This is a genomic window from Stutzerimonas kirkiae (assembly GCF_004327335.1).
GTDB classification, from domain to species: Bacteria; Pseudomonadota; Gammaproteobacteria; order Pseudomonadales; family Pseudomonadaceae; genus Stutzerimonas; species Stutzerimonas kirkiae.
The window spans coordinates 1-12876 of record NZ_QJUO01000034.1 but is presented as its reverse complement, the minus strand read 5'-3'; the positions used below and the strand labels follow the sequence as shown (position 1 = coordinate 12876).

The window sequence follows — 12876 nt, the reverse complement described above, 5'->3', positions numbered from 1 at the left end:
ATCTAGCTTGCCGATGCTGATAGCGGGGTGCTGATCGCCAGCAGTTCGCCGCGCCAGTCGACGCCCCGTGGCAACGCCAGGAAGAACGGGTTGAGGTAGCTGTCGTGGGCTTCGTAGCCCAGCGGTTGGCCTTGCAGGTCCAGCACTTCGCCGCCGGCGCCTTCCAGCACACCCTGGGCGGCGGCGGTGTCCCACTGCGAGGTGGGGGCCAGGCGGGGGTAGCAGTCGGCCAGGCCATCGGCCAGCAGGCAGAACTTCAGCGAACTGCCGATGCTGGCCAGCTCCAGGTCGCCATGCTGCTCGCGCAGGGCGTCGAGCAGGCGGGTCTGTTGCGGGCTGCCATGGCGCTTGCTGGCCACCACGGTAAAGCGTTCCGCTGGACGCTGGCGCACCTGCAGCGGGCGTATGCGGCCATCGGCGTCACGGCAATGCGCGCCCAGCCCGGCACCGCCGTAGTAGCAGGTGCCGCGCGCCGGGATGCCGACCACGCCGAAGAGCACCCGGCCGTTTTCGATCAGCGCCACATTGACGGTGAATTCATCGCTGCCGCCGATGAACTCCTTGGTACCGTCCAGCGGGTCGACCAGCCACCAGCGCGTCCAGCCGGCCCGTTCGGCCAGCGGGTGCTCGCAGTCTTCCTCCGACAGCACCGGGATGTCGCCATCCAGCGCGCGCAGGCCGGCGTCGAGCAGGGCGTGGGCGGCCAGGTCGGCGGCGGTCACCGGGGAGGCGTCGGCCTTTTCCCGCACCGCCAGTTCGCTGTGCCAGTAGGGCAGTATCCGTTCGCCCGCGGCGCGCACCAGGGCGACCACCGGTTCGATCAGCGCATGGCTCATGGTTTGAACTCCCCGCGCTGGGTCAGCAGGTCCCGTGTCAGGTAGAGCGCCGCCAGGGCGCGGCCTTCGCTGAACTGCGGATGCTGGATCAGGCTCGACAGCTCGCGCAGGTCCACGTGGTCCAGGCGCATGGGTTCGGGTTCGTCGCCCGGCAGGTGTTCTTCGTAGAGATCGCGGGCCAGCACCACCTGGATCTTCTGGCTCATGTAGCCGGGCGACAGCGACAGCTCGGCGAGGAACTCCAGCCTGCGCGCGCCGAAGCCGGCTTCCTCTTTCAGCTCGCGGTTGGCCGCGTCCAGCACATCCTCGCCCGGCTCCACCAGCCCCTTGGGCAGGGACAGCTCGTAGCTGTCGGTGCCGCCGCAATATTCCTCGACCAGCAGTGCGCGGCCCTGTTCGTCCAGCGCCACGATCATCACCGCGCCATAGCCGCTGCCCCGGCTGGCCAGCCGCTCATAGGTGCGCTCGACGCCGTTGGAGAAGCGCAGCTGCAGTTCTTCCACACGGAACAGGCGGCTGGAGGCGACGATCTCGCGGGCGAGCACTGTGGGCTTCTGGCGCATGGCAACACTCCTGGATACGAGCGGCTATCATAACCCGGCTTTGCCTGCGTGCCCCTGCCTGATGACGAGAGAACATGACACTACCCTGGACCGCTATCGACACCGTGCTGCTGGATATGGACGGCACCCTGCTGGACCTGCACTTCGACAATCATTTCTGGCTCGAAGCGCTGCCGGCGCGTTATGCCGAACGGCATGGCCTGCCCCTGGCGCGGAGCAAGGCGCTGCTGGCGCCGGTGTTCGCCGCCCAGCATGGGCAGTTGAGCTGGTACTGTCTGGATTACTGGGCACGCGAGCTGGACTTGCCGATTATCGAGATGAAGCGTGAGGTGGCGCATCTGATCGCCCCGCGCCCTGGCGCCCTGGCTTTTCTCCAGGCTTTGCAGCGGGCCGGCAAGCGCGCGCTGCTGGTCACCAACGCCCACCGCGACTCCCTGGCGATCAAGCTGGAGCGGGTCGAGCTGGCACCCTGGCTGGAGCGCCTGGTCAGCTCCCACGACTACGGCTTCGCCAAGGAGGATGCGCGCTTCTGGCAGGCGCTGCGCCAGGACGTGGATTTCGAGCCGGCGCGCAGCCTGTTCATCGACGACAGCCTGCCGATCCTGCGCGCGGCCCGGACCTTCGGTATCGGCCACCTGCTCGGCGTACGCCGCCCCGACAGCCGCGGCACCGACAAGGACACCGAAGAGTTCGCGGCGCTGGAGGATTATAGGAAGCTGATCGAGGGGCTGGAGGGGTGGGTGTGAGGAACCGCAAGCCGCAAGCTACAAGCGGCAAGTAAGAGCTTGACAGGGTTTTGGGCGGGCCTTTCACACTGATTACGCTTGCAGCTTTTTAGATCATCTGCGCCTGCTGCCGATGCCGCCAGTTGTTCAGGCGGTGGCCGAGGGCGAGCAGGCTGTCCAGGCCCTGGCGGCGGGCCTTGCTGAACAGGATCAGCGCCAGCTCGGCGGTGATCAGCGCATCGGCGCTGGCGTGGTGGCGTTGCAGGATTTGCAGGCCGAAATGCCCGGTCCAGTCGTCCAGGCCGCTCTTGCGCGGGCGATTGTCCGGGCAGAGCATCGGCGCCAGTTCGGCGACATCGTAGAAGGGGTGGCGCAATTTGTAGTCCAGGCTGTCCTTGAGCGCCCGCGCCAGCATGCGCTGGTCGAAGGCGGCGTGGAAGGCCAGCAGCGGGCTGTCGCCGACGAACTCCATGAACGACAGCAGCGCTTCGGCCGGTGCCACCCCCGATGCCAGGGCGCTGGGGGCGATGCCATGGATCAGCACGCTTTCGCTGACGGCCTGGTCCGGGCGCAGCAGGGTGCACTCGAACTGGTTGCGCATGGAGATGGCGCCATCCTCGATCACCACCGCGCCGATCGACAGCACCACGTCGCGGCGGGTATCCAGGCCGCTGGTTTCCAGGTCCAGCACCACCATGCGCTGTTCCTTCAGCGGGCGCGAGTCGGCCGCCGCCGGTGCCGGCAGGCGCTCGAGCCGTTGCAGTTGATCGAGCTCCAGCAGTGGGCCACGACGTTTCCTGAGCCAGGCCATCTTCATGAAAGTCGTCATCAAAGTCGGTACCGTAATGCCAGGCTTGCCTGCAGGCGCTGGGCCTGGCGGAAGGACTCGCGCAGGATGCGCCGGTCCAGGTGATTGAGGGCGTCGGGGTCGAGCCGGTTGGAATAGGGCTGCCCGTCGCGGGACTGTTGCTGGTGTTGCTGCATGCGCGTCTGCTGGATGAAGTGGTAGGCCTCTTCATAGGCGGCGCCATCCTTGGCGTCAATCACTTCCTTTTCCACCAGTTGGCGCAGTCGTTCCAGGGTGTTGCAGGACTCTACGGCATGGCTCAGGGCGAGCAGTCGCGCACCGTCGACGAAGGGAGTGAGCCCCTGCACCTTGAGGTCCAGCTTGCCTTTGTCGTCGTCGTCCTTGCGGGTCACCACGAAGTCGCGGAAGCGGCCGATCGGTGGGCGCTGGCGCAAGGCGTTCTCGGCCATCAGGCGCTGGAACACGCCATTGCTGGCGATGTCCTGCTGGAACGCTTCGCGCAACTGATCGCAGCCTTCCTGCGGCCCCCAGATGGCGCGCAGGTCGAAGAATATCGTGCTCGACAGCAGGTTTTCCGCCGTGACTTCGCGTACGAAGGAGCTGAAGCGGCGCTGCCATTCCTGGCGTGACAGGCACAACTGCGGGTTGCTGGCCATGATGTTGCCACGGCACAGCGTGAAACCGCAGGTGTCCAGGTCGCGGTTGATGCGCTCGGCCAGCGGCAGCAGGCGACCGCGGATATGCGCGGCCTCGGCCGCATCCGCCGCTTCGAAGAGAATGCCGTTGTCCTGGTCGGTGTGCAGGGTCTGCTCGCGCCGCCCTTCGCTGCCGAAGCACAGCCAGGTGAAGGGAATGCCGGGGTCGCCCAGCTCCTCGATGGCCAGTTCGATCACCCGGCACACGGTATGGTCGTTGAGCAGGGTGACGATATGGGTGATCTGTGTCGAGGACGCGCCGTGGGCCAGCATGTTGTCCACCAGTTGGCGGATATCGCTGCGCAGGGCGGCCAGGTTTTCCACCCTGGCGGCGCTGCGGATGGTGCGCGCCAGGTGCACCAGGTCGACGCGCTGCAGGGAGAACAGGTCGCGTTCGGAAACCACGCCGCGCAGTATGCCGTGGTCGACCACGCAGACGTGGGCGATATGCCGCTCGGTCATGGCGATGGCGGCATCGAAGGCAGTGGCCGCCGGCGGCAGGTGGAAGGGGCGGGGCGTCATCAACTGGTCGATGGGCTTGCCCAGGTCGCCGTCGTCGCCGCCGATGAAGCTGCGCAGGTCGCGCAGGGTGAAGATGCCCAGTGGGTGCGCCTGCTCGTCGGCGATCACGATGCTGCCCACATGCTGTTCGTGCATGGTGCGCACCGCCTCCTTGAGGGTGGCGTCGGGCGGGCAGGTGACCGGGTGTTGCAGCGCCAGGTCGCCCAGCCGGGTATCCAGGGAATACTGGGCGCCGAGGCTTTCGGCGGCGCGCAACTGGACTTGCTGGTTGACCTGGTCCAGCAGGCTGCTGACGCCGCGCAGGGCGAAGTCGCGCAGGGTGTCGGAAAGGGAGAACAGCTTGACGAAGGCCGCCTTGTCCAGCACCAGGCAGAAGGTGTCCTCGGCGGCCAGGTGCTCGGTGCGCGTGGCCCGTTCGCCGACCAGCGCGGCGACCGGGAAGCACTCGCCTTCGCTGATCTCGAAGGTGGGCTCGGTGCCGCGCTTGGTGGTGTAGGGGCGCTGGCCGTGGACGCGGCCCTGCTTGACGATATAGAAGTGCTCGACGATGCCGTCGTCGGGTTTGAGGATGGATTCCCCGGCGGCGTAGAAGCGCAGCAGGGAGTTTTCCACCAGATAGGCCAGGTGGGCGTTTTCCATCAGGTTGAAGGGAGGGTGCTTGCGCAGGAACTCCATGGTGCCGTGGATGTTCTGCAGCACTGCAGTTTTCCCCGCCTCGGTGAAGGCGTCCGCTTTGCTCATGGTCCGCTTCCTTTTTCCGGCGATGTTGAGCCGCCAGGCGTGGCTGGCACATTGGACGTAAGTCTATGGGCGAAGACCTTGCTAAATGTGTGCTCTTGACGACGTTTTTGAAGCTTGAAGCGGCTTCTCTCGTCAGAGCATCCGCACTTTCAGCGCGCGGCCCTTGATCCTGCCCTGGTTGAGACGCTGCAACGCCTGGCGAGCGACATCCCGCTCGACGGCGACATAGGCCTGGAAGTCGAAGATGGCGATCTTGCCGACCTGGGTGCCGGCGATGCCGGCGTCGCCGGTCAGGGCGCCGAGGATATCGCCCGGGCGCAGCTTGTCCTTGCGCCCGGCGGCGATGCACAGCGTCACCATCGGCGGCTGCAGGGGCGCGCCGGCCAATGGCTTGAGGTTGCCCAGGGGCAGCCAGTTGAGTGGTGCCTGTTGCAGGGCTTCGATGGCCTGGGCGCGATGCGCCTCGGCCGGAGCCACCAGGCTGACGGCCAGCCCCTTGTGCCCGGCGCGGCCGGTGCGGCCAACGCGGTGGATATGGATTTCCGCATCCCGCGCCAGTTCGACGTTGATCACCATGTCCAGCGCTTCGATATCCAGCCCGCGAGCGGCCACGTCGGTGGCCACCAGTACCGACAGGCTGCGGTTGGCGAACATCGCCAGTACCTGGTCGCGATCGCGCTGTTCCAGGTCGCCATTGAGCGCCATGGCCGAAATGCCCAGGCCAGTGAGTTTCTCGACCAGTTCCTGGCATTGCTGCTTGGTGAAGCAGAAGGCAACGCAGCTTTCCGGGCGGAAAGCGCCGAGCAGCCGGGCGACCGCCTCCAGCCGCTGCTCGGGGGCGATTTCATAGAAGCGCTGCTCGATCTGTGCGTCGTCGTGCAGGGCTTCGGCGCGTACCTGCTGCGGGTCGCGCATGAAGCGGGCGGCGAGTTGCTTGATCGCCGCCGGGTAGGTGGCCGAGAACAGCAGGGTCTGCCGCTTGCCCGGGGCCTGGTCGATGATCTCGGTGATGCTGTCGTAGAAGCCCATGTCGAGCATGCGGTCGGCTTCGTCCAGCACCAGGTTGCGCAGGCCGTCGATCTTCAGCGTGCCCTTGCGCAGATGTTCCTGCACCCGCCCCGGGGTGCCGACGATGATGTGCGCGCCGTGTTCCAGCGAGGCGACCTGTGGCCCGAAGGACACGCCGCCGCACAGGGTCAGCACCTTGATATTGTCGGCGCCGCGGGCCAGCCGGCGAATTTCCTTGGCGACCTGGTCGGCCAGTTCGCGGGTCGGGCAGAGCACCAGGGCCTGGCAGCCGAACCAGCGCGGGTTCAGCGGCTCCAGCAGCGCGATGGCAAAGGCCGCGGTCTTGCCGCTGCCGGTCTTGGCCTGGGCGATCAGGTCCATGCCCTTGAGCATGACCGGCAAGGATTGCGCCTGGATAGGCGTCATCTGCGTATAGCCGAGTGACTCCAGGTTGCTCAGCAGGGCAGCGGACAGGGGCAGGCTGGAAAAGGCGGGACTGGACACGGGCGGCATCATCGGCGGGGAAGTGGCGCGCAGTCTAACCGAATGTCATCGCCACGGGAGCAGCCGCAAGCTGGAAGTCATGAGCGGGGGGGATTTTCTCTACGCCATGCACACTCTCTTCAAGCTTCAAGCGACTTACCCGTAAGCCGCTTTTTCAAAGACGTTGGAAGCATGGCATTCAGGTGTTCTGATCCACGGTTCGCCGCAGCCAGTCCTCCATCTGCTCGGGAGCCAGGGGGCGGGAGAACAGGTAGCCTTGGGCGACCTTGTAGCCCTGCTGTTCCAGCAGCTCGCGCTGGGCCTGGGTTTCCACGCCTTCGGCGACCACGGTCATTTTCAGGCTTTCGCCTATACGGATGACGGCGTGGGTCAGGGCGAGGGCCGTTTCGTCATGTTCCATGTCGTGGACGAATATCTTGTCCAGCTTCAACTCGTCGAGCGGCAGGCGGCGCAGGTAGCCCAGGCTGGAGTAGCCGGTGCCGAAGTCGTCCATGGACAGCCCGATACCCTGGGCGTGCACTTCGTTGAGGGTACGCAAGGTGCTGGGGTTGGTATCCAGCAGGACGCTTTCGGTGATTTCCAGGGTCAGGTCCCTGGGCGCCAGCGCATGTTCGCTCAGGGTGTCGTTGATGTAACGGGTCAGTTCCAGGTTATGGAAGTTGGTCGGCGACAGGTTGACCGAGATGGCTGGCACATCGAGCCCGGCCCGGCGCCAGGCGGCGAGCTGGCGGCAGCTTTCTTCCAGCGCCCACTGGCCGAGTTGGCCGATCAGCCCGCACTCTTCGGCCAGGGGGATGAAGCGCATCGGCGAGACGTTGCCGAAGGTCGGGTGATGCCAGCGCGCCAGTGCCTCGATACCGTGCAGGCGCCCACTCTCGAGGTTGATCTGTGGCTGGTAATGCAGCGTCAGGGTACGTTGTTGCAGGGCCTCGCGCAGGGCGGTCTCGAGCGCCAGGCGTTCCTGGGCCAACTGGTTCATTTCATCGCTGAAGAAGCTGAAATGGCTGCGGCCGTTGGCCTTGGCCTGGTACATGGCCAGGTCGGCGCGATGCAGCAGGGTTTCCATGTCGTGGCCGTTTTCCGGGTACTGGCTGATACCGATGCTGGCCGAAGGGGTCAGGGTCACTCCGGCGACCCGGCAGGGTTGCGAAAGCAGTTCCTGCAGCCGCTCGATGGTATTGGTCGCCTGTTCGGTGGTGCAGGGGTTGAGCAGCACGACGAATTCGTCCCCGGACAACCGCCCGACGATATCCCCGCCGCGCATCTGCTCCCGCAGGCGTTGGGCAATGATGCCGAGCAATTCGTCGCCGGCGGGGTGGCCGAGCGAGTCGTTGACCTGCTTGAAGCGGTCCAGGTCGATGAACAACACCATCAGATTCTCGCCCTGGCGTTTGGCGTTGGCGATGGCCTGCTCGGCCTGCGCCAGCAGCAGGCTGCGATTGGGCAGGCCGGTCAGGCTGTCGTAGAACGCCAACTGGCGGATGCGCAGGCGGGCGCTTTCGCGTTCGAGGGCCAGGCTGCACAGGTGGGTGCTCATTTCCACCAGGCGCTTGTGGAAGTCGTCCGGGCCGCGGCTTTCCCGGTAGTAGAAGGCGAAAGTACCGATGGCCTTGCCGTCGCCGCCGGGGATGGGGGTCGACCAGCAGGCGCGCAGCCCCAGTGGCAGGGCCAGGGCCTTGTATTCGCTCCAGAGCGGGTCGGTGGCGATATCGCGCACCAGCACCGGCGCGTTGCGGAAGGCGGCGGTGCCGCAGGAGCCGACACAGGGGCCGATGGGCAGTCCATCGAGGGCCTGGGCGTAGCTTTCAGGCAGGCTGGGAGAGGCCAGTGGCCGCAGGCAATCCTGCTCGTCGACCTGCAGGATCGAGGCGATGACTTCGGGCGCGATACGCTCCACCTCACGGCAGATCAGCAGCATCACGTCGGTCAGCGAGGCTTCGCGGGCCATGGCTTCCAGCACCTTGTGCTGCAGCATTTCGCGCATCCTGGACGTGGTGATGTCGGTCAGTGCGATGATGCAGTGGTTCAGTTGGTTCTGTTCGTCGAGGACCGGGCTGGCGCTGAGCGAGCACCACAGGGGCTGGTTGAACTTGCCGATGATCATCTCTTCGCTGTGATAACTCCGGCCTTCCAGCAGGCAACTGTGAATCCGTTCGAATACATCGCTGCCGGCATGGGGCAGGTTGAACACCTGTTCCATGGGCTGCCCGAGCAATTCGCCCGGCTGGAAGCCGAACAACTGCGTGAGGGCCTGGTTGGCGTAGACCACCGCGCCATGCCGGTCGGTCATGATCAGGGTGTTGGAGGCCTTGTCCGCACTCAGCGCCAGGCGCTGGATATATTCCCGCTGCTGCCGTTCATGCTCGATACGGGCGGTGACGTCGCTGGCGAACTTGACGATCTTGAGCAGGGCGCCGGTGCTGTCGTGGATCGGGTTATAGCTGGCCTCGAGCCAGACGCAGTGGCCATCGGCGGCGACCCGCTGGTAGAGGCCGGTGGAGAAGCGGCCGCTCAGCAGGGTGTCCCAGAAGATACGGTAATCCTCGGAGCGGGCATGGCTTTCGACACAGAAGCTGCCATGGCTTCGTTGCAGTATCTGTTCCTCGCTGTAACCGAAGATATCGAGATAGTTGCGGTTGGCGCGCAACACCTGGCCATCGGGCGCGAACTCGATGATGGCCATGGAGCGGTCGAGGGCCGTGAGCAGTGCTTGTTGCTGGGCTTCGCGGGGTGCTGCAACGGACATGCTTGAGCTTCCTGTTCTTGTGCGCACGACGAACAGGCCGCCAGTGCCGATGCGAGGCAAATATTGCGCCATTGGGACCTGTTCACGATCTGCTGCGCGTCGGCCCTGCCACGTCAGAAACAGGCCCGGCAAGCCGCTTGCGGCTAATGCGCTTCAGTGCGGCCCCGAAGGGGTGAGCGGAGCGAGTCATGCTCATTCACCACTTGTAAAGTCCGCTTGATTCGCAACGCTCATCCTCAGGGCCAGCCTCTGGCTGTTACTCCCGTTGGTCGTTGCGCCTTGCAGGACCTGGCTCGCAAGATCGTGAACAGCTTCCTGGGGGGATGGCAACCGCTCGGGGCGGCCTGGGTGTCGTATCACGCCAGCCGCGTCGGAACGTTGAAGGCGAACCGTTGGCATTATTAGGAGCGCCCGGAGGGCCGTCAAGGTAGCGCCTTGCAACATTGTGCCGCACTTCAGGACGAGTATTCGTTGGCGAAGCGGCTGACCGCCTCCACCACCGATTTCGCGCCTTCCTGTATCTGGCCGATGACCGCGCCTGCCTCGGTGGAAAGCGACAGTGCCTGTTCGACCTGCACCTTGCCCTGGTTGATGGTCGAAACGGCGTTGGCGGTGAGGTTCTGGTTCTGCTTGATGACTTCGATGATGTCCTGGGCGGCCAGGGTCGTGCGCGAGGCGAGTTGCCGGACTTCATCGGCGACGACGGCGAAGCCGCGTCCCTGGTCGCCGGCGCGGGCCGCCTCGATGGCGGCATTGAGCGCCAGCAGGTTGGTCTGCCCGGCGATATCGCCAATGGTCTTGATGATGCTGGCGATGAGCTGGCCCTGCTGGTCGAGCGCTTCGATGGAGTCGCAGGCCTGCTGCATCTGCTCGGTCAACTGGCGTACCACTTGTAATGTCTGTTCGACGATCCGCGTGCCCTGCTGCGAGTGGTGGTCGGTGTCCTGCGACGTGCTGTAGGCGATCCGGGCCGCTTCGCCCACGGAGTGCTCGCGGTTCACCTGCTCGGTGATCACGGTGGCGAACTTGACGATCTTGTAGAGCTTGCCATAGACATCCGAGACTGGATTGTAGGACGCCTCCAGCCAGACATCGCGCCCCTGGCTGTCGATGCGGCGGAAGCGGTCGCTGAAGAAATTCCCGGCCCGCAACTGGGCCCAGAACTCCTTGTAGGCCGGGGATTCGGTTTCCTCCCTGGAGCAGAACAGGCTGTGGTGCTTGCCCTTGATCTGGTCGAGGCGATAGCCCATGGCTTCGAGGAAGCGCTGGTTGGCGGTGAGTACGTTGCCTTCCATGGAGAATTCGATGACGGCTGTCGAGCGCAGCAGGGCCTTCATCATGTTCTCGTTTTCCAGCGAGGCCACGATGGTGCGGGTCACGTTGTTGCCGTACAGGTAGAAGGATTCCACGCTGCCGTCGGTGTTGTGCACGGGCACGATGACCACGCGCAGCCAGGCCTCGTGGCCGTCCTTGCGCAGCAGGCGCAGGGCACCGCTGAAGCTCTGGCCCTTTTTCAACGCATCGTCGATGCGCTGGTGATGCGGGTCGTTGAGCACATGCTTCGGTACGAACTCGTTCAGATGGCGGCCCTGCACATCGGCCTGTTCGTACTGCAGCTCCTGCCGGAAGATCGGACCGACACGAAGGAAGCGCCCGGTGGCATCGAAGTGGGCGGAGATCTGCTCATCGTCCAGGCGGTGTATCGCCTCCGTATAGAGTGAGAGGGACTGCTTGAGGCGATCGTTTTCTGCTTTATGGCGATTGAACAGCATGGTCGCTTCTCTGGATGAGTGATTATCGAATGGTCATCGGCGGCGTGGGCAGGGTCTGAAGCCTGACGGTACATAATATAAGTGAGGATCGGTTGTAGCAGTCGCGATTCATGGGCTGTTCGTCGCTTCGCTGGCGGCGCCGGCCTCGCGGCTGTATCAGGGCGGTCGCGCCATGCACGGCAAACAGCCGAAAACAGCGCTGGAGGCTTGGCTGGACGAAATGGCTCAGGCGGTGCTTTTCGTCCAGCTTTCCAGCCTCCAGCGCTTTTATCGAAGCACCTTGCCGGTGAATAACGACATAGCGCGATCGCCCTGGTCGCTGTATCCGAATGACTTGCGTCTGTTAATGCTTATCGCTAGAGTCCGCCGCTGCGCAGCGCAATGGCGGTAGTTGCCATGTCGAACATGACCACCGAGGAACTGGAGCAGGCTTTCAAGGCCCATGCACGCGAGCTGCGTGTATTCCTCTATCGGCGACTGAAGAGCATGGAAACCGCTGCCGACCTGAGCCAGGAAACCTACCTGCGTCTGCTCCGCCAGCCACCGCGCGAACCGGTGGAAAACCTGCGGGCCCTGATCTTCCGCATTGGCCGCAACCTGGCCATCGATCATGTGCGTATCCGTGACTCCCGCGAGCGCCACGACCAGGGGCTGGCCTACCTTTACGAAGTCACCGGGGAAAGCCCGCAACTGATCGACCTGGTCGCCGCCGACGAAGACCTGCGGGTGCTCAGCGAAGCCGTGCAGCGCATGGGTGAGCCGGGGCGCAGCATCTTCATGAAATGCCGTCTGCAAGGCATGGCCTACAAGGATGTCGCCCGCGAGCTGGGGGTTTCCCTGAGTACCGTGGAAAAGCACCTGGCCGGCGCGCTGGACTTTCTACGCCGATGCCTGCAGCGTTGACGCCCATGTCGAGCCCCGAAGACCGCCAAGAGCAGATCGAGCACATCGCCCAGCGTTGGGTGGTGCGCCTGACCTCGGATAACGTACAGCCCGGCGATGTCGAAGCGGCGCGGGCCTGGTGCGAGGAGCACCCCGAGCACCGGCAGGCCTTCGTCGCCGCGCGCCGGCTCTGGCAGCTCAGTGCGCATGTTGCGTTGCCCGAGACGCGGCGGCGGGCCCGGCCGATATGGCGCTGGGCTACCGCTGCCGTACTGGTACTCGCTGTCGGCCTGGGGCTGGCGCGGCATGCCGCCTGGGATGCCGACTACCGCACCGCCCAGGGCGAGCAGCGGCGCATCGAGCTGGAGGATGGTTCGAGGATACTGCTCGATGCCGGCTCGGCGGTGGATGTGGCGTTCTCCGCCGATGGCCGCGTCATCACCTTGCGCAAGGGCGTCGCCCTGTTCGAGGTCGCCCATGACCCGAGCCGGCCCTTTCGTGTCCTGGCGGGTGAAGTGAGCGCCACGGCGCTGGGCACTGTCTATGCCGTTGGTCGCCTGGGCGATGCGATCGAAGTCACTGTCGCCCAGGGTCGTGTAGCGGTGAAGGGGGCTGCCGATAGGGCCACGCTGGTCGCGGGTGAGCAGGTCGCCTGGCTGGGCGGCGCCCTTGGCGCCAAGCTCGAGGTGGACACCGACAAGGCGCTGGCCTGGCGACACGGGCGCCTGGTATTCGAGATGGCCCCGCTGGCGGATGTGCTGGCGCGGCTCCAGCGCTACCGTCCCGGCTATCTGTTGATCGGCGACGACAAATTACGCGACCTCAAGGTCAGCGGCACCTTCCAGCTCGACCGCCTCGACGAAGGCCTGGCCGCCCTGGAACAGGCATTTCCATTGAAGATCCAGCGCTACACGGATTACCTGCTGGTGCTCGACGCACGTTCTCTACCGTAGATACCGTCTTGGCCCTCACCGAGCAAGTGCCAATTCGGGGTTAAAGGGCACACCGGATTTCAGCACGCCATAAACGATGCACAGGAGCTTGCGCATCGCCGCGCAGATGATCTGTTTACCG

10 protein-coding genes and 1 pseudogene are annotated in these 12876 nt (G+C 65.0%); 3 read left to right on the top strand and 8 right to left on the bottom strand.

Going from position 1 to position 12876, the window contains the following annotated elements; all coding sequences use genetic code 11:
• Positions 1-2: 2 nt before the first annotated feature.
• Both cysQ and nudE read right to left on the bottom strand, forming a co-directional pair.
• Positions 3-836: a 3'(2'),5'-bisphosphate nucleotidase CysQ gene (cysQ, locus tag DNJ95_RS16000; protein ID WP_131185728.1), complete on the bottom strand. Its 834-nt coding sequence runs from the start codon at positions 834-836 to the stop codon at positions 3-5.
• On the bottom strand, positions 833-1399 hold the full coding sequence (gene nudE / locus DNJ95_RS15995; protein ID WP_131185727.1) for an ADP compounds hydrolase NudE: 567 nt from the start codon (positions 1397-1399) through the stop codon (positions 833-835). Before nudE ends, cysQ begins: the two co-directional genes overlap by 4 nt.
• Before the next feature lie 74 nt (positions 1400-1473).
• Here nudE and yrfG point away from each other — a divergent pair, with 74 nt between their 5' ends.
• Positions 1474-2145: a GMP/IMP nucleotidase gene (gene yrfG, locus DNJ95_RS15990; protein ID WP_131185726.1), complete on the top strand. Its 672-nt coding sequence runs from the start codon at positions 1474-1476 to the stop codon at positions 2143-2145.
• 88 nt (positions 2146-2233) lie between these two features.
• On the opposite strand, the gene DNJ95_RS15985 is transcribed toward yrfG, so the two are convergent.
• The 5 genes from DNJ95_RS15985 to DNJ95_RS19710 all read right to left on the bottom strand — a co-directional run bounded on the left by DNJ95_RS15985 (position 2234) and on the right by DNJ95_RS19710 (position 10917).
• Positions 2234-2941: a 3'-5' exonuclease gene (locus tag DNJ95_RS15985; RefSeq protein WP_131185725.1), complete on the bottom strand. Its 708-nt coding sequence runs from the start codon at positions 2939-2941 to the stop codon at positions 2234-2236.
• An 11-nt stretch (positions 2942-2952) separates the two neighbouring features.
• Positions 2953-4890 (bottom strand): putative nucleotidyltransferase substrate binding domain-containing protein, encoded by a 1938-nt coding sequence (locus DNJ95_RS15980; protein WP_131185724.1) that lies wholly within the window; start codon positions 4888-4890, stop codon positions 2953-2955.
• A 132-nt stretch (positions 4891-5022) separates the two neighbouring features.
• On the bottom strand, positions 5023-6402 hold the full coding sequence (dbpA, locus tag DNJ95_RS15975; protein ID WP_131185723.1) for an ATP-dependent RNA helicase DbpA: 1380 nt from the start codon (positions 6400-6402) through the stop codon (positions 5023-5025).
• A gap of 178 nt (positions 6403-6580) precedes the next feature.
• Entirely contained in the window at positions 6581-9148 is a 2568-nt protein-coding gene (locus DNJ95_RS15970; RefSeq protein WP_131185722.1) for a sensor domain-containing protein, read from the bottom strand.
• Positions 9149-9603: 455 nt separating this feature from the next.
• A complete protein-coding gene (locus DNJ95_RS19710; protein WP_276330893.1) occupies positions 9604-10917 on the bottom strand; it encodes a methyl-accepting chemotaxis protein in 1314 nt (437 codons plus the stop codon).
• 399 nt (positions 10918-11316) lie between these two features.
• Here DNJ95_RS19710 and DNJ95_RS15960 point away from each other — a divergent pair, with 399 nt between their 5' ends.
• Both DNJ95_RS15960 and DNJ95_RS15955 read left to right on the top strand, forming a co-directional pair.
• The gene (locus DNJ95_RS15960; protein WP_242671988.1) at positions 11317-11823 is read left to right on the top strand and encodes an RNA polymerase sigma factor; all 507 of its coding nucleotides are present in this window, start codon (positions 11317-11319) and stop codon (positions 11821-11823) included.
• A gap of 5 nt (positions 11824-11828) precedes the next feature.
• Positions 11829-12755 carry a FecR family protein gene (locus tag DNJ95_RS15955; RefSeq protein ID WP_131185720.1) on the top strand — a complete coding sequence of 309 codons (927 nt, stop codon included), beginning with the start codon at positions 11829-11831 and terminating at the stop codon, positions 12753-12755.
• Between the two features lie 15 nt (positions 12756-12770).
• On the opposite strand, the pseudogene DNJ95_RS19835 reads toward DNJ95_RS15955, so the two are convergent.
• A pseudogene (locus DNJ95_RS19835) lies at positions 12771-12876 on the bottom strand (IS110 family transposase); the annotation flags it as partial.

Bases quoted from the DNA above. Each gene is read 5' to 3' on its own strand.
- cysQ (WP_131185728.1), bottom strand. From the start codon at position 836: ATGAGCCATGCGCTGATCGAACCGGTGGTCGCCCTGGTGCGCGCCGCG.
- nudE (WP_131185727.1), bottom strand. From the start codon at position 1,399: ATGCGCCAGAAGCCCACAGTGCTCGCCCGCGAGATCGTCGCCTCCAGC.
- yrfG (WP_131185726.1), top strand. From the start codon at position 1,474: ATGACACTACCCTGGACCGCTATCGACACCGTGCTGCTGGATATGGAC.
- DNJ95_RS15985 (WP_131185725.1), bottom strand. From the start codon at position 2,941: ATGAAGATGGCCTGGCTCAGGAAACGTCGTGGCCCACTGCTGGAGCTC.
- DNJ95_RS15980 (WP_131185724.1), bottom strand. From the start codon at position 4,890: ATGAGCAAAGCGGACGCCTTCACCGAGGCGGGGAAAACTGCAGTGCTG.
- DNJ95_RS15970 (WP_131185722.1), bottom strand. From the start codon at position 9,148: ATGTCCGTTGCAGCACCCCGCGAAGCCCAGCAACAAGCACTGCTCACG.
- DNJ95_RS15960 (WP_242671988.1), top strand. From the start codon at position 11,317: ATGTCGAACATGACCACCGAGGAACTGGAGCAGGCTTTCAAGGCCCAT.
- DNJ95_RS15955 (WP_131185720.1), top strand. From the start codon at position 11,829: ATGTCGAGCCCCGAAGACCGCCAAGAGCAGATCGAGCACATCGCCCAG.